This window comes from Microbacterium sp. ZKA21 (genome assembly GCF_050434165.1).
Classification (GTDB): domain Bacteria; phylum Actinomycetota; class Actinomycetes; order Actinomycetales; family Microbacteriaceae; genus Microbacterium.
The window spans coordinates 172,937-194,662 of sequence record NZ_JBNPVV010000009.1 but is presented as its reverse complement, the minus strand read 5'-3'; the positions used below and the strand labels follow the sequence as shown (position 1 = coordinate 194,662).

21 protein-coding genes are annotated in these 21,726 nt (G+C 69.1%); 3 read left to right on the top strand and 18 right to left on the bottom strand.

What is annotated here, in order from left to right:
• Window positions 1-6: 6 nt before the first annotated feature.
• From M2317_RS17330 to rplU, 6 genes are all read right to left on the bottom strand, one after another.
• A complete protein-coding gene (locus M2317_RS17330; RefSeq protein ID WP_429462351.1) occupies window positions 7-231 on the bottom strand; it encodes a hypothetical protein in 225 nt (74 codons plus the stop codon).
• Window positions 232-283: 52 nt separating this feature from the next.
• Window positions 284-1,579 carry a glutamate-5-semialdehyde dehydrogenase gene (locus tag M2317_RS17325; RefSeq protein ID WP_429462350.1) on the bottom strand — a complete coding sequence of 432 codons (1,296 nt, stop codon included), beginning with the start codon at window positions 1,577-1,579 and terminating at the stop codon, window positions 284-286.
• A gap of 64 nt (window positions 1,580-1,643) precedes the next feature.
• Window positions 1,644-2,432: a glutamate 5-kinase gene (gene proB / locus M2317_RS17320; RefSeq protein WP_429462348.1), complete on the bottom strand. Its 789-nt coding sequence runs from the start codon at window positions 2,430-2,432 to the stop codon at window positions 1,644-1,646.
• Window positions 2,429-3,940 carry a GTPase ObgE gene (obgE, locus tag M2317_RS17315; RefSeq protein WP_429462347.1) on the bottom strand — a complete coding sequence of 504 codons (1,512 nt, stop codon included), beginning with the start codon at window positions 3,938-3,940 and terminating at the stop codon, window positions 2,429-2,431. Before obgE ends, proB begins: the two co-directional genes overlap by 4 nt.
• A 96-nt stretch (window positions 3,941-4,036) precedes the next feature.
• On the bottom strand, window positions 4,037-4,294 hold the full coding sequence (gene rpmA / locus M2317_RS17310) for a 50S ribosomal protein L27 (protein WP_429462345.1): 258 nt from the start codon (window positions 4,292-4,294) through the stop codon (window positions 4,037-4,039).
• A gap of 20 nt (window positions 4,295-4,314) precedes the next feature.
• Window positions 4,315-4,623, bottom strand: coding sequence for a 50S ribosomal protein L21 (gene rplU / locus M2317_RS17305; RefSeq protein ID WP_264155001.1), 309 nt, complete (start codon window positions 4,621-4,623; stop codon window positions 4,315-4,317).
• Between the two features lie 224 nt (window positions 4,624-4,847).
• Here rplU and M2317_RS17300 point away from each other — a divergent pair, with 224 nt between their 5' ends.
• The gene (locus M2317_RS17300; protein ID WP_429462343.1) at window positions 4,848-5,123 is read left to right on the top strand and encodes a DUF4031 domain-containing protein; all 276 of its coding nucleotides are present in this window, start codon (window positions 4,848-4,850) and stop codon (window positions 5,121-5,123) included.
• Here the strand turns inward: M2317_RS17300 and M2317_RS17295 are convergent.
• A complete protein-coding gene (locus M2317_RS17295) occupies window positions 5,079-7,805 on the bottom strand; it encodes an Rne/Rng family ribonuclease (RefSeq protein WP_429462340.1) in 2,727 nt (908 codons plus the stop codon). The genes M2317_RS17300 and M2317_RS17295 overlap by 45 nt on opposite strands.
• Window positions 7,806-8,074: 269 nt before the next feature.
• On the opposite strand from M2317_RS17295, the gene M2317_RS17290 reads away from it, so the two are divergent.
• Complete coding sequence (locus tag M2317_RS17290; protein ID WP_429462338.1) at window positions 8,075-8,686, top strand: vitamin K epoxide reductase family protein; 612 nt, start codon at window positions 8,075-8,077, stop codon at window positions 8,684-8,686.
• Window positions 8,687-8,763: 77 nt separating this feature from the next.
• On the opposite strand, the gene ndk is transcribed toward M2317_RS17290, so the two are convergent.
• The 7 genes from ndk to M2317_RS17255 all read right to left on the bottom strand — a co-directional run bounded on the left by ndk (window position 8,764) and on the right by M2317_RS17255 (window position 15,976).
• Window positions 8,764-9,180 carry a nucleoside-diphosphate kinase gene (gene ndk / locus M2317_RS17285; protein WP_429462336.1) on the bottom strand — a complete coding sequence of 139 codons (417 nt, stop codon included), beginning with the start codon at window positions 9,178-9,180 and terminating at the stop codon, window positions 8,764-8,766.
• Between the two features lies 1 nt (window position 9,181).
• Window positions 9,182-9,595 (bottom strand): DUF4233 domain-containing protein, encoded by a 414-nt coding sequence (locus tag M2317_RS17280; protein WP_429462333.1) that lies wholly within the window; start codon window positions 9,593-9,595, stop codon window positions 9,182-9,184.
• Window positions 9,592-10,944 carry a bifunctional folylpolyglutamate synthase/dihydrofolate synthase gene (locus M2317_RS17275; protein ID WP_429462331.1) on the bottom strand — a complete coding sequence of 451 codons (1,353 nt, stop codon included), beginning with the start codon at window positions 10,942-10,944 and terminating at the stop codon, window positions 9,592-9,594. Before M2317_RS17275 ends, M2317_RS17280 begins: the two co-directional genes overlap by 4 nt.
• A gap of 2 nt (window positions 10,945-10,946) precedes the next feature.
• Window positions 10,947-14,306 (bottom strand): isoleucine--tRNA ligase, encoded by a 3,360-nt coding sequence (gene ileS, locus M2317_RS17270; RefSeq protein ID WP_429462328.1) that lies wholly within the window; start codon window positions 14,304-14,306, stop codon window positions 10,947-10,949.
• A 262-nt stretch (window positions 14,307-14,568) separates the two neighbouring features.
• Window positions 14,569-15,138: a GNAT family N-acetyltransferase gene (locus tag M2317_RS17265; protein WP_429462325.1), complete on the bottom strand. Its 570-nt coding sequence runs from the start codon at window positions 15,136-15,138 to the stop codon at window positions 14,569-14,571.
• A complete protein-coding gene (locus M2317_RS17260; protein ID WP_429462323.1) occupies window positions 15,138-15,827 on the bottom strand; it encodes a hypothetical protein in 690 nt (229 codons plus the stop codon). Before M2317_RS17260 ends, M2317_RS17265 begins: the two co-directional genes overlap by 1 nt.
• Window positions 15,824-15,976: a CopG family transcriptional regulator gene (locus M2317_RS17255; protein ID WP_429462321.1), complete on the bottom strand. Its 153-nt coding sequence runs from the start codon at window positions 15,974-15,976 to the stop codon at window positions 15,824-15,826. The genes M2317_RS17260 and M2317_RS17255 overlap by 4 nt, the downstream gene beginning before the upstream one ends.
• Before the next feature lie 64 nt (window positions 15,977-16,040).
• Here M2317_RS17255 and M2317_RS17250 point away from each other — a divergent pair, with 64 nt between their 5' ends.
• Complete coding sequence (locus M2317_RS17250; RefSeq protein WP_429462318.1) at window positions 16,041-16,691, top strand: pentapeptide repeat-containing protein; 651 nt, start codon at window positions 16,041-16,043, stop codon at window positions 16,689-16,691.
• Here M2317_RS17250 and M2317_RS17245 read toward each other — a convergent pair.
• Genes M2317_RS17245 through M2317_RS17230 form a run of 4 tightly spaced genes read right to left on the bottom strand, consistent with a single transcriptional unit; the run spans window position 16,688 to window position 21,585 of the window.
• On the bottom strand, window positions 16,688-18,187 hold the full coding sequence (locus M2317_RS17245; protein WP_429462315.1) for an ATP-binding cassette domain-containing protein: 1,500 nt from the start codon (window positions 18,185-18,187) through the stop codon (window positions 16,688-16,690). The two genes, M2317_RS17250 and M2317_RS17245, sit on opposite strands and share 4 nt — an antisense overlap.
• Window positions 18,184-18,996, bottom strand: a complete 813-nt coding sequence (locus M2317_RS17240) for an ABC transporter permease (protein ID WP_429462313.1) — start codon at window positions 18,994-18,996, stop codon at window positions 18,184-18,186. Before M2317_RS17240 ends, M2317_RS17245 begins: the two co-directional genes overlap by 4 nt.
• On the bottom strand, window positions 18,993-19,949 hold the full coding sequence (locus tag M2317_RS17235; RefSeq protein WP_429462310.1) for an ABC transporter permease: 957 nt from the start codon (window positions 19,947-19,949) through the stop codon (window positions 18,993-18,995). Before M2317_RS17235 ends, M2317_RS17240 begins: the two co-directional genes overlap by 4 nt.
• Window positions 19,950-19,962: 13 nt before the next feature.
• A complete protein-coding gene (locus tag M2317_RS17230; RefSeq protein ID WP_429462308.1) occupies window positions 19,963-21,585 on the bottom strand; it encodes an ABC transporter substrate-binding protein in 1,623 nt (540 codons plus the stop codon).
• Between the last annotated feature and the right edge of the window lie 141 nt (window positions 21,586-21,726).

Sequence of the window (21,726 nt, the reverse complement as noted above, 5' to 3'; positions counted from 1 at the left end):
CGCGGCTCAGTGGCCGTGCCCTGCTCCGTGGCCGTCCTTGCCGTGCTGCGCAGCCCAGGCCTCCGCCTTGGCCGAGTGACGGTTGGCGACGTGGCGGTACGAGAAGGTCACCAGACCGAGGAGCGTGAAGACGATCGCGGCGATGACGCCGAAGATAAGCGTTTCGAGCGCCACATTTCCGTGATGCTCGGTCTCAGCGGCTGCCATCGCGAACTGTGCGACGAGATTCATCCTTGCTCCGTTTCGTGACCGGGGGCGCGAACGCGCTCCCCCATCCTATCGCTCAGCCGCGCGTCTGCCCCGCCCCACGCGCGAGCCACTTCGTGCTGGTCAGCTCCGAGAGCCCCATCGGGCCTCGGGCGTGCAGTTTCTGGGTCGAGATGCCGACCTCGGCGCCGAACCCGAACTCCGCACCGTCGGTGAAGCGGGTCGACGCGTTGACCATGACGACGGCGGAATCCACCTCTGCCAGGAAGCGCTCCGCGTTGCGGGTGTCCGTGGTGATGATCGACTCGGTATGACCCGTGCTGTACCGGCGGATGTGCGCGAGCGCGTCGTCGAGCGAATCCACGACCTTGATCGCGATCTCGAGACTGAGGTACTCGGTCGCCCAGTCCTCTTCCGTCGCGGGGATCACATTGCTCGCGAGCCCAGCCACGACGTCGTCTCCGTGCACGGCGACGCCCTCGCTCTGCAGGGCGCTGGCGACGAGCGGGATCAGACGCGATGCGGCCTGACGGTGCACGAGGACGGTCTCGACCGCGTTGCAGACGCTGGGGCGCTGGATCTTGGCGTTGACGACGATATCGGTGGCCCAGTCGGCCGGTGCCGTCTCATCGAGCACGATGTGCACGACGCCGGCGCCCGTCTCGATCACGGGGACCGTCGACTCGGTGACCACGGTCTCGATGAGCGATGCGCTGCCGCGCGGGATGAGCACATCGATGAAGCCGCGTCCGTGCATGAGCGCTTTCGCCCCGTCGCGCCCGAAATCGTCGACCGTCTGGATGGCCTCCGCGGTGACGCCGGCGCCTGTCAGAGCCGCGCGCATGATCTCGACGAGCACGGTGTTGGACGCCCGCGCCGCGCTGCCGCCGCGCAGCACGACAGCGTTGCCCGATCGCAGTGCGAGGGCGGCGATGTCGACGGTCACGTTCGGCCGCGCCTCGTAGATCGCCCCGACCACGCCGAACGGCACGCGCACCTGCTGCAGCGCCACGCCATTGGGCATCCTGTGCCCGCCGATCACCTGGCCGACGGGGTCGGCCAGCGCTGCGACCTCGCGGACGGCCGACGCCAGCGCGGCGACCCGCTTCTCGTCCAGACGCAGTCGATCGATGAGCGCCGAGCCGATTCCGCCGGCGTCACCGCGCGCGACGTCGTCGGCGTTCGCGGCGATGATCCGGTCGGCTCCGGCCTCGATGGCCTGCGCGATCGCTTCGAGAGCGTGCGCCTTGGCGTCGCTCGTGAGCTGCGCGGTCGCCCGCGACGCCTCTTTCGCCAGCGTCAGGCGCTCCTGCGGACCGCCGGTCTCCGCTCGGGCGGACTCGACGGGTGCGGTGAGGGTGTCGACGCTCATCCGCCCAGTGTATCCAGGGCGCGATCGCGCGAGGGCCGATGTGACGGCGCCCGCGGCGCGGGGATCAGCCCTGGTGCGCAGGCACGAACCAGGTGCCGATCTGCTCTCCGGAGAGTGCTCGATCGACCAGATCGGCGCTCGTCACGAGCACGCCGATTCCCGATGCCGCGGCGAGGCGGGCCGCGGATACCTTGGTGGCCGCTCCGCCGGTGCCGACGCTGTTGACCACGGTCGCGCCGAACTCGAGTCCGGCCAGGTCCTGATCAGCGGAGATCACGTCGAGCGGCTCGGCATCCGGATCCGTCGGCGGCTTGGTGTAGAGAGCCTCGACGTCGCTGAGCAGCACGAGGGCATCGGCCTGGATGAGCTGGGCGACCAGCGCAGCGAGGCGATCGTTGTCGCCGAACCGGATCTCCTGCGTCGCGACGGTGTCGTTCTCATTGACGATCGGCAGGGTGCGAAGACCCAGCAGCCGCTCCATCGCGCGGCGCGCGTTGCTGCGCGAGGTGGGGGTCTCGAGATCTCCGGTGGTGAGCAGCACCTGCCCGGCGACGATCCCGAACGGCCGCAGCGCCTCCTGGTAGCGGTAGACGAGGATGTTCTGACCGACCGCCGCCGCAGCCTGCTGGGTGGCGAGATCGGTCGGTCGCGCGTCCAGATTCAGAAACGGGATGCCGGTGGCGATGGCCCCCGACGACACCAGGACGATCTCGCAGCCGCGCCCGTGCGCCTTCTGCAGCGCATTCACGATCATCGGGATCCGCCAGGACGCCTCACCGCTGATCGACGACGAGCCGACCTTCACGACGATGCGGGACGCCCCCCGGAGATCCGCGCGGGTGCGAGCGGTCATGCCTCGTCCCCGTCGAGATCCTCCTCGGTGACGAGGCGACGCTCTTCGGCTTCGGCGCGCAGCGCCGCCTTGGCATCCATCCGCTCGTAGTACTGCTCGCGGCGCTGACTGGTCGTGCGACGCGGGTTGGTGGCGGCGAAACGCGGGTCCGTCCCTCGGGGCGCGACCATGAGCTCGGCAGCCGACGACATGGACGGCTCCCAATCGAACACCAGGCCGTCGCCCTCGCCGATGACGACGGTCGCGCCGGGGGTCGCGCCGAGGCGGAACAGCTCGTCCTCCACGCCGAGGCGCTCGAGACGGTCGGCCAGGTAGCCGACGGCTTCCTCGTTCTGGAAGTCGGTCTGCTGAACCCAGCGCACCGGCTTCTCGCCGAGCACGCGGTAGACGTTGCCGTACGTGCCGCCCTCGACGCGCACGCTGAACTCTTTCTGGGAGCCCTTGGGCCGGATCACGACGCGCTCGCGCGGCGGCTCGACGGCAAGCTCCGCACGGTGCTTCTCGACGATCTCGCCGAGGGCGAAGGTCAGCGGACGCAGGCCTTCGTGCGAGACCGTGGAGATCTCGAAGACGCGGAATCCGCGCTCCTCGAGCTCGGGGCGGACGAGTTCGGCCAGGTCGCGCGCCTCGGGCACGTCGACCTTGTTGAGCGCAATGAGCTGCGGGCGCTCCAGCAGCGGAATCTGCCCCTCGGGGACCTCGTACGCGGCGAGTTCGGCGATGATGACGTCAAGGTCGCTGATCGGGTCGCGGCCGGGCTCGAGCGTGGCGCAGTCGAGCACGTGCAGCAGGGCGGAGCAGCGCTCGACGTGGCGGAGGAACTCGAGACCGAGCCCTCGTCCCTCGCTGGCGCCCTCGATGAGACCGGGGACGTCGGCCACGGTGTAGCGGGACTCCCCCGCCTGGACGACGCCGAGGTTCGGGTGCAGCGTGGTGAACGGGTAGTCCGCGATCTTGGGGCGCGCAGCCGAGATGGCGCCGATCAGGCTGGACTTGCCCGCTGACGGGTACCCCACCAGTGCCACGTCGGCGACGGTCTTGAGCTCGAGGATGACGTCGCCCTCGAAGCCCGGGGTTCCGAGCAGCGCGAAACCGGGGGCCTTGCGCTTCGGAGAAGCGAGAGCCGCGTTGCCGAGCCCTCCGCGTCCGCCCTGGGCGACGACGAAGCGCTCACCGGGGATCACCATGTCCAGGAGGACCTGGCCGTCGGCATCCTTGACCACTGTGCCGACCGGAACCGGCAGTTCCAGCGTCTCACCGGCGTAACCGGAGCGGTGGTCGCCCATGCCGAAGCCGCCGTTGCCGCTGGAACGGTGCGGGGAATGGTGGTACGACAGCAGCGTTCCGGTCTGCGTGTCCGCGACGAGGACGATGTCGCCACCGTCACCGCCGTTGCCGCCATCCGGGCCGCCGAGAGGTTTGAACTTCTCGCGATGCACCGAAACGCAGCCGTTGCCGCCCTTGCCTGCGCGCAGGTGGAGCGTCACGGTGTCGACGAACGTGACCATGTGATGTCCTCTGTTCCTGGGCTGATCTGGACGGCGGGAATACACGAACGGGACGGGCAAATGCCCGCCCCGTTCGGATGGTTGCTGTGCTGCGCGTTACTCGGCTGCAGCGACGATGTTGACGACCTTGCGGCCGCCCTTCGCGCCGAACTCGACCGCGCCAGCTGCGAGAGCGAACAGCGTGTCGTCGCCACCACGGCCGACGTTGACGCCGGGGTGGAAGTGCGTGCCGCGCTGACGGACGAGGATCTCGCCGGCGTTGACGGTCTGACCGCCGAAGCGCTTCACTCCGAGTCGCTGTGCGTTGGAGTCACGACCGTTGCGGGTCGAGCTCGCGCCCTTTTTGTGTGCCATTTCTCAGCTCCCCTTCGTGCTTACTTGATGCCGGTGATCTTGACGCGCGTGAGCTCCTGACGGTGCCCCTGGCGCTTCTTGTAACCGGTCTTGTTCTTGAACTTCTGGATGACGATCTTCGGGCCGCGGAGGTTGCCGAGAACCTCAGCGGTGACCTTGACCTTCGCCAGCTTGTCGGCGTCGGTGGTCACCGTGGCGCCGTCGACGAGCAGCACTGCCGCCAGCTCGATCTTCTCGCCCTGGGCGGCCTGAACACGGTCGAGCTGAACGATCGTGCCGACCTCGACCTTCTCCTGCCGTCCGCCGGCGCGCACTACTGCGTAAACCACTTGATACCTGTTTCATCGGGGAGCTCGAAGCTCCGAAATCTCACGGGAAGACTGTGCCTGCGTTCGTCGCAGGTCTGACGGGTGCGAGCACCGGGGCTCATCCGGACCGCCCTGGGGACGGTTCAGCTCGCGCACCAAGGGTCCACTTTACCGGATGGCGGGCGATGTGGCAAAGCGAGCGGATGCCGTGTCGCGCGAGTCGTGCCCGGACATAGGATCGCGAGGTGACCGTACTCGTCGACGACCCGATCTGGCCCGCACACGGACGCCTCTGGGCGCACCTGGTGAGCGACGCCGATCTGGCCGAGTTGCACGCGTTCGCGCAGCTCAATGCAGTACCGGCGCGCGCGTTCGACCTCGATCACTACGACGTGCCGGAGGACATGGTCCCCCGGCTCGTCGCAGCCGGTGCCACCCGTCTGGGCGGCAGAGAACTCACCAGGCGTCTGATCGCGTCAGGACTGCGCGTCCCCGCTCGCGATCGGCGCAGCAGCCAATGAGCCCGAGTCCGCGTTCACCGACACCGGCGTGCCCGTGAGCGCCGCCGTCGTCACGCGACGGCGGTTGCGTCCCTGACCTGGCGCCTTGGGCTCGGGAAGGGCGTCCAGCACCGAGTCGAGCAGCACGTCGGTCTCGGTGCGCGGGGTCTTGGCGCGGTCGGAGCGCTTCTTGCGCGTCTTCTTGGGCCGCTCGACCTGCGCCGGCGTCTCGATGATCGCCTCGGCATCCGTTGCGTCCGACGTCGTGGTCCGCGTGGAGGCTGCGATCTGCGCGAGGGCGGTCTTCGCACCCTCGGGGATGCTGTGCGTCACACCGGCGGGGGCCGGAGCGCTCTGCTGACCGCCGCCGCGCTGACGGCGGTTCGACGTGGGGCCGTTGCCGCTCGAGCGGTGCTTGACGACCGGGTCGTGGTGCACGATGACGCCGCGACCGGCGCAGACCTCGCACGGTTCGCTGAAGGTCTCCAGCAGTCCGAGGCCGAGCTTCTTGCGGGTCATCTGGACGAGACCGAGCGAGGTCACCTCGGCGACCTGATGCTTCGTGCGGTCGCGGCTCAGGCATTCCACCAGCCGGCGCAGCACGAGGTCGCGGTTGGACTCGAGGACCATGTCGATGAAGTCGACGACGATGATGCCGCCGATATCGCGCAGTCGCAGCTGGCGGACGATCTCCTCCGCCGCCTCGAGGTTGTTCTTCGTGACGGTCTCTTCCAGGTTTCCGCCGGAGCCGACGAACTTTCCGGTGTTGACGTCGACGACCGTCATGGCCTCGGTGCGGTCGATCACGAGCGAGCCGCCGGAGGGCAGCCAGACCTTGCGGTCCAGCGCCTTCTCGATCTGCTCGGTGACGCGGAACACGTCGAACGGATCGGACTCGTCCTCGTAGGACTCGACGCGCTCGAGAAGGTCGGGGGCGACGCTCTCGAGGTACGCGCGGATCGTGCGCTGCGCCTCTTCGCCCTGGATGAGCATCTTCGTGAAGTCCTCGTTGAAGACGTCGCGGACGATCTTGACGAGGAGGTCGGGTTCTGCGTGCAGCAGAGCAGGTGCCTGCTGGCTCTCGACCTGCTTCCGGATGTGCTCCCACTGATTGGTGAGACGCTGCACATCGCGCGTGAGCTGGTCCTCGGTGGCGCCCTCGGCGGCCGTGCGGACGATGACGCCGCTGGACTCGGGCAGCACCTCCTTGAGTATCCGCTTGAGACGGGCGCGCTCATTGTCGGGGAGCTTGCGCGAGATACCGTTCATCGATCCGTTCGGCACGTACACGAGGTAGCGGCCAGGGAGCGAGATCTGGCTCGTCAGGCGGGCACCCTTGTGCCCCACCGGGTCCTTCGTGACCTGGACGAGCACGCGGTCGCCCGGCTTGAGCGCGAGCTCGATGCGACGCGGCTGGTTGCCGGTCTCCACGCCGTCCCAGTCGACCTCACCGGAGTACAGCACCGCGTTGCGGCCGCGACCGATGTCGACGAACGCCGCCTCCATGCTGGGCAGGACGTTCTGGACGCGGCCGAGGTACACGTTCCCGATGAGCGAGGCATCCTGATTGCGCGCCACATAGTGCTCGACGAGCACCTTGTCCTCGATGACCGCGATCTGCGTGCGGCCGTTCTTGGACCGGACCACCATGTTGCGGTCGACGGACTCGCGGCGGGCGAGGAACTCGGCCTCGGTGACCACAGGGCGGCGGCGTCCGGCATCACGACCGTCACGACGACGCTGCTTCTTGGCCTCGAGCCGCGTGGATCCCTTGATCGCCTTCGGCTCGGTGATGTACTCGACGACGCGCTGACGCTGACGCGGCTCGGAGCGCTGCTCATCGTCCCCGTCACCGCTGCCGCCGCGCCGGCGACGGCCGCGGCGCGCGGACGAACCGGACTCATCGGCTTCCTGTTCGCGGTCACGATCACGGTCGCGGTCGCGGTCACGATCGCGGCCCGGACGCGCCGGCAGCGGAGCGACCTCGGGTGCGTAGAAGTGCAGCTGCGTGGAGACGCGCGAGACGAACGTCTCGGGGATCAGGCCGAGGCTCACCGCGGTGACGGGCTCCGGCTTGGGCGCGGCCTCGGGCTCCGCGTGCTCCGGCTTCGTGGACTCCGCCTCCGCGGGCTCTGCGGGCGCTGCGGACGCAGCGGAGGCAGACTCGGCGTCGGACGACTCGACCGTCCCCGGGACCGAGTCGGGCTCGGCCGACTCGGGCTCGGCCGACTCTGTGTGCTCAGCCGACTCGGGCTCAGCCGACTCGGTGCGCTCAGCCGAAGCTTCAGCGGACTCGGCAGGGGCCTCAGCCTGCTGGGCAGCCAGGTCGGCCTGTTCGGCGGCCGGCTCGGCCGACACGACAGGAACCTCAGCGGAGACGGCAGGAGCATCAGCGGGCTCGACCGCGGACTCGGCCGGCTCGACAGCCTCGGCGGGCGCGTCGGACTCGGCGGAGGGCTGCTCGGCGGACTCCCCCTGCGCCTCGACGTCGGCGGACGGAACGGGCTCGTCGCTCGTCGCGGACTCGACCTGCCCGGGCGCAGCGACCGCGGCATCCGCACCGGATGGGTCTGTCGCGTCCTCGGCAGGCGCGTCCACGATCGGATCGGCGGCCGCGTCAGGAGCCTGCTGCGTCGCGGCTACCGCGGGCTCTGCATTCTCGTCGAGGGTCGGGGTGCTGTTGTCATTGTTGTCATCGGCCATCTCTGGCGTACTCCCTGCACGGGCACTGTGTGCTCCGCGAAATCTCATGCGGCACGGGCCGCGAACTCACTCGGCGTGCGATCGGCTCTTGTGCTCTGATCGCGTGGGGCGTGTGCCCCCAAGTCTTCGTCGATGCCTGTCTGCGGCGGCGCCGCGAGAAGCATCACAGGTCATTATCGCATCATGCGCGGGATATCGCGGCATCCGACGCATCGTTTGTCCTGGTCGCCTCACGCGCAGCGCATAGCAATCGCTGAGATACTGGCGCTATGACGGAGCAGCGCCCCCGCGAGATCGGGTACGGAATCTGGTTGATCATCGCGAGCGTGATCGGGTGGTGGGCCGCTTTCCAGCTCACGGTGGAGAAATTCATCCTGCTCGAGAACCCCGGGGATCCCCTCGCCTGCGACATCAGCCCGTTCCTGCAGTGCACCACGAATCTCGGGTCGTGGCAGGGCGCGGTGTTCGGCTTCCCCAACCCGCTGCTCGGTGTGGCGGGGTGGATGGCTCCGCTCGTCGTGGGCGTCGCGATGATCGCCGGCGCACGCTTCCCGCGTTGGTTCTGGGCGCTGTTCGGCGCCGGCATCGCCTTCGCCTTCGGATTCGTCTGCTGGTTGATCGGCCAGACCGCGTTCGAGCTGCACACGCTGTGCCCCTGGTGCCTCGTGACCTGGGTGGTGACCATTCCCACGTTCCTGGCGACCGTGGTGCACCTGCTCCGGAACGGCACGTTCAGCCGATCCCGGAAGGCGCAGGCGCTGGGGCAGAAGCTCATGGCGTGGGTACCGCTGGCATCCATCGTTGGCCTGGCGATCGTCGTATTCGTGCTTCAGGTGAACCACGTCGACCTGCTCGGCGCGCTGGCGGATCTCTGGTTCTGATCCCCGCTGACTGACGAAGGCCCGCTCCCCGTGAATCCCACAGGGTGCGGGCCTTCGTCTGTCCGGCTCCGGATCGATCAGTCGAACCAGATGCCGAGCTCGCGCGCGGCGGATTCTGGGCTGTCCGAGCCGTGCACGAGGTTCTGCTGAACCGCAAGACCCCAGTCGCGGCCGAAGTCGCCGCGGATGGTGCCTGGGGCAGCCGTGGTCGGGTCGGTGGTGCCGGCGAGCGAGCGGAAGCCCTCGATCACGCGGTTTCCGGCGAGGCGGATCGCGACGGAGGGGCCGGAGAGCATGAACTCCAGCAGCGGCTCGTAGAACGGCTTGCCCTCGTGCTCGGCGTAGTGCGAGGCGAGCAGGTCGCGGTCGGGCTCGACGAGGCGGATGTCGACGAGCGCGTAGCCCTTGGCCTCGATACGCGCGAGGATCGCGCCCGTGAGACCGCGAGCGACACCGTCCGGCTTGATGAGGACGAGGGTTTCTTCGGTGGCCATGTCATTCACTCTCTGTCGAAGAATCGGTTTCGGGCTGCGCCGGACGTCGTGCATCCACGCGGGCCCCCATGATCGTCGCATACGTCCACATGCCACCGAAAACCAGCACGACCATGAGCATGGCGGGAACCAGGAACGCGGACAGGGCGATGATCAGCTGAATCACCCACCCCGCCGTGATGGCCCACGGCTTCGTGATGAGTCCGGCGATCGCGATGCACGCGAGCGCCACGACGGCGCCGCCGACGATCGCCCACCAGTCGGCGACGCCCTCAGGCAGGACCCGGAGTCCGAAGATCGTGAGACCGCCGAGGAACACCACGATCGCCTCGAAGCCCAGCACGATCGGCGCCAGCTTCTGCACGAGCGTGCGCTGCGCACGGGGTCTCCCCTGCGCCGGTTGCGCCTCGCTCATGCGCGCCACCCGGATTTCCAGTCCTCTTCCTCCGCCAGGGCGATCGCCTCGCCGGCGAGCACCACGGAGCCGGCGATCACGACCGCACGCCGGTCGGAGGATGCCGCCCACTCGCGCGCCGCATCAGCAGCCTCGGCGAGAGACGGGTGCACGGTGGCCCGGTGCCCGGCCTGCTCGACCAGGTCCGCGATCGCGTCGGCATCGCTCGCCCGTTCCGACTCCGGCGCGGTCGCGAACACGTGCGCTGCCGCCGGTGCGAGCACGGACACGATGCCTGCGGCATCCTTGTCGGACAGGATGCCGAGCACCACACCCCACTCGTCGAAGTCGAAGCTGTCGTCGAGCGCCTGCGCGAGGGCGGTCGCGCCGTGCGGGTTGTGCGCCGCGTCCACGACCACCGTCGGCGCGATGCCCAGCAACTGCAGGCGGCCGGGCGACGTCGCACCCTGGAAGCCTTCGGTGATGATGTCGCCGGCGATCGCCTGCGATCCTCCGCCGATCAAGGACTCGACCGCAGCGACCGCAAGAGCGGCGTTGTGCCCCTGGTGGGCACCGTAGAGCGGGAGGTACTCCTCGACGTACTGGCCGGCGAGACCCCGCACGGTGAGAAGCTGACCGCCGACCGCGAGCTTCTGCTCGGCGAGCCCGAAATCGGCACCCTCGAACGCGATCGTCGCGCTCTTCTCCGCGGCCACGCGGCGCAGCACTGCAGCGACCTCATCCGGTTGCTGCGCGGACACGACAGCCGCGCCCTCCTTGATGATTCCTGCTTTCACCTCGGCAATGGCCTCGATCGTGTCGCCGAGCCGATCCGCATGGTCGATGTCGATCGGCGCGAACACCGCGACGTCGCCATCGGCGGTGTTGGTCGAATCCCACTCGCCGCCCATGCCGACCTCGAGCACGAGCACGTCGACGGGTGCATCGGCGGCCGCGACGAACGCGAGCACCGTGAGCAGTTCGAAGAACGTCAGCGCCGCGTCACCGGCACCTTCGAGTTCGGCGTCGACGATGCCGACGAACGGCTCGATCTCGTCCCAGGCGTCGGCGATCGCGCCGTCGTCGATGGGCTCGCCGTCGATCATGATGCGCTCGGTGAAGCGCTCCAGATGCGGGCTCGTGAACAGACCGGTGCGCAGGCCGTGCGCCCGCAGCAGGCTCTCGATCATGCGCGCGGTCGAGGTCTTCCCGTTCGTGCCGGTGATGTGCACGACACGGTAGGTGCGCTGCGGATCGTCCAGCAGGGTCAGGATGCGCGCCGTGCGCTCCTTGCGGGGCTGCACCCACCGCTCCCCTGCTCTGGCGAGCAGCGACTCGTAGACGGCATCCGCGCGGCGGCGATCATCCATGCTCAGGCTCCAATCCGGGTGACGGCGATCGTGAAGTCGCCGCGGTTGGCATACGTTCCGGAGGCGACATCCGCCTCGAACTCCGGCTCGGCGACCTGCTCGCCGTGCTCCACGAGCACAGCACCGGCCGATCGCACGACGTAGGACAGGGCGAGAGTCTCCCCCGCGACCGCCGCGGCGTCGAACGCCGAGGCGACGGCTGCGGCATCCTGGTCGTCCTGGAACGTCAGCGCGAGCCGGATCCGGTCGCTCACGTCGAAGGCGGCGTTCTTGCGGGTCTCCTGCACCGCGCGGATGATGTCGCGAGCCAGTCCCTCGGACTCGAGCTCCGGTGTGGTCAGCGTGTCCAGCAGCACGAAACCACCGCTCGGGACGATCGCGAGGGCCTCGCCCTCCGGTCGCCCTGTGGTCTCGAGTGCGAGTTCGTACTCATGGGGCTCGAGGGCGATGCCGTCAGCGGTCACGACGCCGGCGTCCTCGGTCCAGAAGCCGTCCTTCGCGGCACGGATCACCCGCTGCACCTCCTTGCCGAGGCGAGGACCTGCGGCGCGCGCGTTCACGCTCAGGCGGTGGCTGATGCCGTACTCCGCCGCGGCGGTGTCCGTGAGCTGCACGAGCTCGACGGACTTGACGTTGAGCTCGTCGCGCAGGATGTCCTCGAACTGGCCGAGCGAATCGGCCAGCGGCGAGACGACGGTCAGTCGGGCGAGCGGCAGGCGCACGCGCAGCTTCTCCTTCTTGCGGAGGGCGTTGCCGACGCTGGACAGCTCGCGCACAGCATCCATCGCATCGCGGATCTCGTCCGCGGCCGGGAAGGCCGAGGCATCCGGCCAGTCCGTCAAGTGGACGCTGCGACCACCCGTGAGCCCCTGCCAGACGCGCTCGCTGATCAGCGGCACCAGGGGGGCGGCCACACGGCACAGCGTCTCGAGCACGGTGTAGAGAGTGTCGAAGGCCTCACGGCTCTTCGGGTCGTCGGCGACACCGGTCCAGAAGCGGTCGCGCGAGCGCCGGATGTACCAGTTCGTCAGAGTCTCGGCGAAGTCGCGCAGGCGGCCGGCCGCTGTCGTCGAGTCGAGTCCCTCGAGGTCGGTCTGGACCTCGCGCACGAGGTCGCCGAGGCGGGCGAGGATGTATCGGTCCAGGACATCGGTCGAGTCCGTGCGCCAGGATGCCTCGTAGCCGTCGCCCGACGCGTTGGCGTAGGTCGCGAAGAAGTACCACGAGTTCCACAGCGGCAGCAGGAACTCGCGGACACCGGCGCGGATGCCCTCTTCCGTCACGGCGAGGTTGCCTCCGCGCAGCACCGAGCTCGACATGAGGAACCAGCGCATCGCGTCGGAGCCGTCGCGGTCGAGCACCTCCGAGACGTCGGGGTAGTTGCGCAGCGACTTCGACATCTTGTAGCCGTCGCTGCCGAGCACGATGCCGTGACAGCTCACACCGGTGAACGCCGGACGATCGAACAGCGCGGTGGACAGCACGTGCATGACGTAGAACCAGCCGCGGGTCTGCCCGATGTACTCCACGATGAAGTCCGCCGGCGCGTGGGCGTCGAACCACTCCTGGTTCTCGAACGGGTAGTGCACCTGGGCGTACGGCATCGAACCGGAGTCGAACCACACGTCGAAGACGTCCTCGATGCGACGCATCGTGCTCTTGCCCGTCGGGTCGTCCGGGTTCGGACGCGTCAGGTCGTCGATGTACGGGCGGTGCAGATCGATCTCGCCCTCCGGGTTGCGCGGCAGCGCGCCGAAGTCGCGCTCCAGCTCTTCCAGCGAACCGTACGCGTCGACACGCGGGTACTCGGGGTCGTCGCTCTTCCAGATCGGGATCGGGGAGCCCCAGTAGCGGTTGCGGCTGATCGACCAGTCGCGCGCGCCCTCGAGCCACTTGCCGAACTGGCCGTGCTTGACGTTCTCCGGTACCCAGGTGATCTGCTCGTTCTTCGCGAGCATGTCGTCCTTGATGTCCGTGACGCGGATGAACCAGCTCGACACGGCCTTGTAGATCAGGGGGTTGCGGCAGCGCCAGCAGTGCGGGTACGAGTGCTCGTAGCTCTGCAGCCGGATGAGCCTGCCCCGCTCGCGCACCAGCCGCACGAGCGGCGTGTTGGCGTCCATCCAGAGCTCGCCAGCGACGTCCGTGACGTTCGGGAGGAAGCGCCCCCCGTCATCGAGGGACAGGATCGTCGGGATACCGGCTGCCGTCGTGACGCGCTGGTCGTCCTCACCGTACGCGGGCGCCTGGTGGACGACGCCGGTGCCGTCAGAGGTCGTGACGTAGTCGTCGACGAGGATGCGCCAGGCGTTCTCGGTGCCGTAGGTCGCGGTATCCGTGTAGTAGTCGAACAGCGGCTCGTAGCTCAGGCCGGACAGCTCCGCTCCCGTGACGGTGCGCTCGACGGCATCGGATGCCGCTGCGGCGTCCTCGTAGCCGAGATCCTTCGCGTAGCCGGCGAGAAGGTCGACGGCGAGCAGGTAGCGGCCGGTGTTGCCGTCGGAGGCGCCGTTCGGCCCCGCGGGCACCACTGCATAGGAGATCTCCGGCCCGACGGCGAGGGCCATGTTGGTCGGAAGGGTCCACGGGGTCGTCGTCCACGCGAGGACGCGGACGCCGTCGAGATCCTTCGCCACGGCATCCGGCCCCGTCAGGGGGAAGGCCACAGTGACGGACGGGTCCTGACGCATCTGGTACACGTCGTCGTCCATGCGCAGCTCATGGGCGCTCAGCGGCGTCTCGTCGCGCCAGCAGTACGGCAGGACGCGGTACCCCTCGTAGGCGAGGCCCTTGTCGTACAGGGTCTTGAACGCCCAGAGCACGCTCTCCATGTACCCGAGGTCGAGCGTCTTGTACCCGCGGTCGAAGTCGACCCAGCGCGCCTGGCGGGTGACGTAGTCCTGCCATTCGCGCGTGTACGCCAGCACCGAGCTCTTCGCCTTCGCGTTGAAGACGTCGATGCCCATGTCCTCGATCTCGCTCTTCTCGGTGATGCCGAGCTGTTTCATCGCCTCGAGCTCGGCGGGAAGGCCGTGCGTGTCCCAGCCGAAGACGCGGTCGACCTTCTTGCCGAGCATCGTCTGGAATCGCGGGAAGAGGTCCTTCGCGTAGCCGGTCAGCAGGTGCCCGTAGTGCGGCAGGCCGTTCGCGAACGGCGGGCCGTCGTAGAACACCCACTCCTCGGCACCGTCCCGCTGCGCGATGGAGGCGCGGAAGGTGTCGTCCGCCTTCCAGAACTCGAGGATCTCCTGCTCGATCGCCGGGAAGCGCGGGCTGGGCGTGACGGGCGCGGCGGCAGCCTGCCCAGCGCTCGTCGAAGGGTCGGCGGCGGGGCCGAATGCGGAAGGACGGGGATAGGTCATCGTGACTCGCAGTGTTCGTCGTGGCGGATGCTCCTGCGAGGACGATCCCGTCGTGCGAAGGACCGCGGTACCACCCCGCGTGCACCGCCTCACGGCGGGGCCACTCTCACTGCGGCGATGACGGGCCTGCCCCGCTCGGTTCTACTTGCCACGGCCCGCGCTGCGCTTGTACTGCGCTTGCCGAAGCGTTCTTCCGAGAGCTCCCCGGTGATGGCCGGATCAGTGCTTTGCCTTCATTGTACGCGGCTGTGGAACCGCACGCTCATCCCCCGGGATGCGCGTCGCCGTCCGATGCTCCGTCCGCATCGGCGGACAGCAGCCCGAACACGGCCAGATCATGACGCTGCGTTCCCACCGGCAGCGCTCGGCGCAGCGTTCCCTCCCGTGCGAAGCCGAGCCGTTCGGCCAGGCGGATGCTGCGCTCGTTGTGACCGGCCGTACGGATCTCGATGCGCTCGACGCCGTCGGCGAACAGGTCGCCGATCACCGCGCGACAGGCGCGGGCGACGATGCCCTTCCCCTCGGCGCGTTCATCGACCCAGTAGCCGAGCTGCGCGCTGCGCGTGTAGCGGTCGATCTGCGCGGACACCGATCCGATGGCGTTCCCGTCCTGCTGCAGGATTCCAGGCACGGCGGTGCCGTCGACGAAGCGACGAAGCTGCTCCCGGTCGTATTCGTCCATGAGATCGCCCGGTTCCACGACATGCGCCCACGGCTCCCACAGCCGCAGGCGCGGGAGGTTCGCGGCGATGACCGGCCGCAGCGCGCGGGCGGCTGACGGAGTGCGCAGCACCAGGGCTGCGCCGTCTCCGAGGTCGCGCTCGAACGCCATCACGCCTCCCGGTGGTAGCCGTGCAGATCGTCCTGCGCGCCGTTGATCCAGATCTCCGCGCCGCCATCGGGGTCGGGGATGCGGATCGTCCGCGCGAAGGCTTCGTCGACGACGGATGCCTCGAACCCGGCTTCCCGCAACCGGGCGGCGAGCGCATCGAGGTCGCCGCGGACCTCGAAGCTCAGCCCGATGTCTGCTGATCCCGTGTGGAGTCCGACCGAACCGCCATCGGCGCGCAGCTCGGCCCATCCGCCGCGGTCCGCCACGATCTCCGCACGCAGCCCCAGTGCCTCGAGGATCGCTCGCGGTTCGGTGAGATCGTCCTGGAACCGGATCGGCTGGACGGCGATATTGCCCGAGACTCCCCCGGCTCCGACGGAGACCGTCACCGCGAAGCCGGACGCCGCGCGCACCGTCAGCATCTCCCCGACGCCTTCCATGGTGGATCGCGAGACGTCGAAGGCCGACACGGCGGATGCCGCGGCATCCAGGTCCTTCACGAGCAGATGGATGTCCACCCGACCCGGCCGGTGCTCGCCCGTCGCTCGGTGCACCCCGAGCACGCCGTCGGCGTGGAACTCGCCCCACTCCGGTGTCGGGACGAAGGGGGCCGAGAAGCCGAGCGCTTCTGCCAGAGCCCACCAGCGCTCCGGCTGCTCGGTGTACAGGATCTGCTGGACGACGGTCATCGTCGGTCCCCTTCGAGAAAGACGCGCAGCGCGGTCTCGACGAGAGCGGACAGACTCATTCCGTCGTCGATCGCGCGGTGCTTGACGCTGCGGACGAGCTCCTGCGGCAGATACACGTTGAACTGCACCTTGGGTTCGGATGCTTGCATGCTAGGAATTTAGCTTCCTCGCCTCGGAGTCGCAACTGTCCGCGCCGCGCCCTACGCTCGACGCATGGCTCGCTCCCCCGAATCCCCCGCTGCTCCCCGCGTCTCACCGCCGGATCTCCCCGACGCCCTGACACCCGCGGAACCGGCACGCCGCGCGGACCTGCTGGCCTCCAGACTCGCCCTCTCCGGCGACGCCGACCTGGCGCACGCGACCCTCGAGCAGTGCGTCCTTACGGCCGACGCCGGCACGATCGACATGACGGGGGCCGATGTCATGGACGTCGACGTCACCGGCATCCGTGCGGCATCGCTGAAGCTGCGGGACGCCGGGATCCGCCGCGTGCGGATCACCGGCGGACGCATCGGCACGCTCGATCTCAGCACGACCCGGATCGCCGAACTCGAACTGCGCGATCTGCGCATCGACTATCTCAACCTCGGCGCGGCGAAGGCCACTGACGTGCTCATCGCCGACTGCACGATCCGCGCGCTGGACATGCCGCAAGCGCAGCTCACGCGCGTGCGCTTCGACGACTGCCGCAGCGACGAGGTCGACCCCCGCGGACTGCGCGCCAAGGACGTGGATCTTCGAGGTCTCGATGCCCTGGCGTTCATCGACACCAACAGCCTGCGCGGCGTGACGTTGACGACCTTCCAGGTGCAGCAGCTCGCTCCGGTCCTGGCCGCCGGCGTCGGCATCGAGGTGCGCGACTAGCGCGATCCGGAAGCCGCGAGCAGTTCCTGGGTGAACGGATGCTGCGGAGCGGCGAAGACGTCCGCGACCCTGCCCTGCTCCACGACGGCACCGTCTTTCATGACCACGACGTCATCCGCGACGGCTGCGACGACATCGAGATCATGGGAGACGAACAGCATCGTGAGTCCGCGGTCCCGCTGAAGGCGCAGCAGCAGCGCGAGAACGCGTTCCCTGACCGTCGGATCGAGCGCTGACACCGGTTCGTCGAGCACGAGGACGTCCGGATCGGCCGCCAGGGCACGCGCGATCGCGGCCCGCTGCCGTTGCCCTCCCGACAGCGCGGCGGGGCGGCGAGCGGCCAGCCCCGGCTCCAGATCGACCTCGGCCAGCAACCGGGCGATGCGCGCCCCCCGATCGCTCCGCGGCACACCCGCGGCCTCCAGAGCCTCCCGCAACGACCGGCCGATGCTCCAGCGCGGATCGAAGGCTCCGAGCGGATTCTGGTGCACGAACTGGACCCGATGCTCGCGGTGCCACATGAGCGAGCCGGCATCGGGGCGCTCGACGCCGATGACCATGCGCGCGAGCGTCGTCTTGCCCGACCCCGATTCCCCGACGATGCCGAGCGTACGGCCTCTGCTCACCGTGAACGAGGCGTTCGACACCGCCGGGAACGCGTCGAACGCCTTCGACAGGTCCGAGGCCGTCAGCACCGGCTCATCGATCGCGTCCTGAGCCGGGCGCGGCTCATGACGCGTCGCCGCCACCAGCGCTTTCGTGTACTCCTCACGCGGGGCATCGAGGATCTGCGCGACATCGCCTTCCTCCACGATCCGGCCGGCGCGCATGACGAGGATGCGATCCGCGACTCGGCGCACCGCCGCGAGGTCGTGGCTGATGAACAGCACAGCGGTCCCGGTGTCCGCGATCTCGCGCAGCAGGTCGAGCACCCGCGCCTGGACCGTCGCATCCAGGGCGGTCGTGGGTTCATCGGCGACGAGGACGGTCGGCGATCCCGCGAGCGCCGACGCGATCAGCGCCCGCTGCCGCAGGCCGCCGGAGAGCTCATGCGGGTACTGCTGCGCGCGACGCTCGGCATCCGGCATCCACACGCGTCCCAGCAGGCCGAGGACCCGGGAGCGCAGAGCAGCACCGCGCACCCCGGGTTCATGAAGGCGCAGGGGCTCGGCGATCTCGGCGCCGATCCGCTGCAGCGGGTCGAGCGATACCAGCGCATCCTGCGATACGAGGGCGACCCTGTCGCCGCGCAGTCGGCGCCAGGAACGCTCGCCGAGGCGACGCGCGTCGACACCCGCGACGTCCAGCCGTTCCGCCTCGACGCGAGCCTCCGCGGGTGCCAACCCGAGCATCGCCCGCGCCGAGAGGCTCTTGCCCGCACCGGACTCTCCGACGATCGCGACGCACTGCCCAGACTCCAGTGTGAACGAGACGCCGTCGACGACAGCACGTCCATCGAACGCGATCCGCAGGTTCTGCACATCCAGCGCCGTCATGCCCGTCGTCCTTCCGCACTCGCGCGCAGGATCCGGCCGACCACGGTCACCGCCATCACGGTGAGCGTGATCGCGACTCCGGGGAAGACGGAGACCCACCAGGCCTGTCCGAGGACGTTGCGTCCTCCGGCGAGCATCAGTCCCCACTCCGGCGTCGGCTCGGTCGGCCCGAGTCCCAGAAAGCTGAGCCCGGCCGCGGCGAGGATGCTGGAGCCCACCCCGATCGTCGCGAGCACGCTGAGCGAGCCGAGCACCGCCGGCAGCACATGCCGTGTGAACGCCCGTACCCGCGGCACCCCGAGGATGCGCGCGGCCTCGACGTGCTCCGCCAGACGAAGCGTGCGCGTCTGCACCCGAGCGAGCCGCACGTACACGGGGATCGCGGCGAGTGTCACCGCGATCGCGACGTTGACGGGCCCCGGTCCCAGGATCGCCACGACCACGAGCGCGATCAGGAACTCCGGGAACGCCATCAGCACGTCGTTGAGGCGCATGAACCCCGCGTCGAGGGCCCGCGGCGCGGAACCGGAGATCGATCCGATCACGAGTCCGATGCCGACCGCGATCGCCGTCGCCAGCAGGCCGACTCCGACCGAGCGCGCCGCCCCGTGGATGACGCGCGCGTAGACGTCCCGGCCGCTCTGATCCGTGCCGAACAGATGCTCGGCGCTCGGCGGCAGCAGCGTCGAGCGCACATCGACCTGAAGCGGATCCTGACCGGCCAGGAGCCCCGGTGCGACAGCGGCGATCGCGATCACGGCGAGAACCGCGACGGCGATCACCAGCAGCGCCATACGCGCGGCCTTCATCGCGCCCTCCTCGCGCGACGCAGACGGGGATCCAGGACCGGATGAAGCACCTCGACCGCGATGCTGACGATCACGAAGACCAGCGCGCTCAGCAGGATGATCCCGGTGATCACCGGGAGATCGCGGTCGGTGATGGCCGCGAGCGTGACACGGCCGACACCGGGACGCGCGAACACCGTCTCGACCAGCACGGCGCCGCCGAGGAGCGAACCGGTCAGATATGCGGCGAGCGTGAGAGCACCGGCGGCTCCGTGGCGGAGACTGTGCCGGAGAGTCAGCCGCACCGGCCCCGCACCGCGGGCCCGCACTGTGTCGGCGAACGGCTGGCGCTCCGCCGTCGAGATGCCGTCCCGGAGCACCTGCCCGAGCAGCGCGGCGACGGGAAGGGCGAGCGTGATCGCGGGCAGCACGAGTGTCGCCGGGTTGCGCGACCCGGTGACCGGGAACCAGCCGAGCCCGAACGCGAACACGCTCAGCAGCACGATCCCGATCCAGAACACCGGCGACGACAGGATCACGAGCTCGATGCCCGTCGCGATCGCGCCGGGCACGCGGCCCCGAGCCAGCAGTGCGACGGCGAGCGCCAGGACGACGGCGATGACCAGCGCGGCCGCGGACAGCTGCACCGTCGCGCCGAGCTGCCGACCGATCACCTCCGCCACCGGCATCCTCAACTGGTACGACTCCCCCAGGTCGCCCCGTACGAGCCCGGCCAGGTACGACACGTACTGCTCCAGCGGCGGACGGTCCAGTCCCAACTCGGCACGGATGGAGTCCTTGACGCTCTCGCTCACTTGAGCCTGGGGCCCGAGCATCACGGACACCGGGTCGCCGGGGATCACCCGGAAGGCGAGGAAGGCGAGCGTCGCTGCTCCCCAGAGCACGAGCACTGCGGATGCCGCGATCCCCGCGATCCGGAGCAGGAGCGGACTCCGCCCCGCTGTCTGCCTCAACGACCGCGCCCGGTCAGTCGACCGTGGTGCCGTAGAACAGCGGCCGGCCGTACAGGTCGTAGTCCAGGCCGTGCACGGTGCCGTTCACCGCCGTGATGAGCGACGGGCTGTACAGCGGCACGATGGCGGTGTACTCGGCGTTCCACTGCTGCAGCTGCTGATACACCTCGGTGCGGGCGTCCTGATCCGTCGTGGCGACCCCCTGCTCGAGGAGCGCGTCGATCTCGGCATCCGACACCTGCGAGGCGTTCTGGAAGCCGTCGGTGTGCAGGTGACTGCGCAGCAGGTCGGGGTCCACTCCCGAGAAGCCCCAGTCGGTCAGATCGAACGTCTTCGGACCGTACTGCTCGTTGTAGGCGCCCGGTTCGAGCACCTCGCGCTTCACCTCGAACCCGATCTCCGCCAGATCCGACTGGATCGCGTTGCCGAGCGCCGCCTTGTCGTCGGGCACCGGGGTCCAGGCGATCCAGCGCACCGAGAGGCGCTGGCCGTCCTTCATGCGGATGCCGTCGCTGTCGCGCTCGGTCCAGCCGGCCTGGTCCAGCAGACGGTTCGCCTCGTCCTGGTCGAAGGGCCAGCTGCCCTCGAGCGAGGCGTCATAGGTCGGCGTGGTCGAACCGAGGATGCTCCAGGCCCGCGGGAACTGGCCGAAGAAGATCTCCTCGACCGCGGCATCGATGTCGATGCCGCGAGCGAACGCCTGGCGCACCTTCTCGTCCGCGAACACGCCGTACTTCTCGTTGAGGTACAGCGAGTACGGCAGCCCCGGGTACTCGCGCGATTCCACCGTGAGCCCGTCGGAGAGCTCGGAGGCGACGTTCGGCGGAAGCTGGCTGGCGAGGTCCGCCTCCCCGCTCTCCACGACGCCCGCGCGGACGGACGCCTCAGGGAGGATCGACACGCGCAGCGTCTCGAACTGCGCGGCTCCCGCGTCGTCCGGCCCCCACGCGTAGTCCTCGTTGCGGGTGTAGACGATCTCCTGATCCGGCGTGTAGTCCGTGAGCTCGAACGGCCCGGTTCCGACCGTGATGCCCGGTCCGCCCGCCTTCAGCCGGTCGGCGGACGACTCCAGCACCGCGGGCGAGTAGAACCCGAGCAGCGGCGTGCTCGCGGCCTGCAGGAACGGCGCGTACGGCTGGCTGAAGTTCACCCGCACCTCGTAGTCGCCGAGCACCTCGGTGCCGGCGTACCACTCGCCGCCGAGCATGCTCTCGGCCTGGGCGGATGCGGTCTTGGGGTCGGCGATGCGGTCGAAGTTCGCCTTCACCGCCTCCGCGTCGAACGGCTCGCCGTCGTGGAAGGTGACGTCATCGCGGAGCTGGAACGTGTAGCTGGTGGCGTCGTCCGACACAGTCCAGTCCGTCGCGAGCCAGGGCGAGAACGAGCCGTCGGTCTCCTGGAAGACGAGGGAATCGAGGACGACGCGCTGCACCATGCTCGCCACGTCGAGCTGACTGGTCTGCGGATCCATGTGTCCGGCCGAGAGGTTGGCCCCCTCGATCGCCCAGACGACTTCTCCGCCGCCGTCGCCGTCGGCGGATTCGCCGCCGGGCGCGGCGCACGCGCTCAGCGCGAGGGCGGTTGCCGCCGCGAGCGCGGTGAGAGGCAGGATTCGACGGGTGAATGCGGCGGGCATGCGGATCCTCAGAACAGGAGAAGGGGACATATCAGTCTACGTCCGATTCTTGGACGGGGTCGATCTACGACGTCGGTCGACCTCTGCGGGCAATCGGTAGACTGTCAGCACCCACCCACACTCAGGCACGTACACACCGTG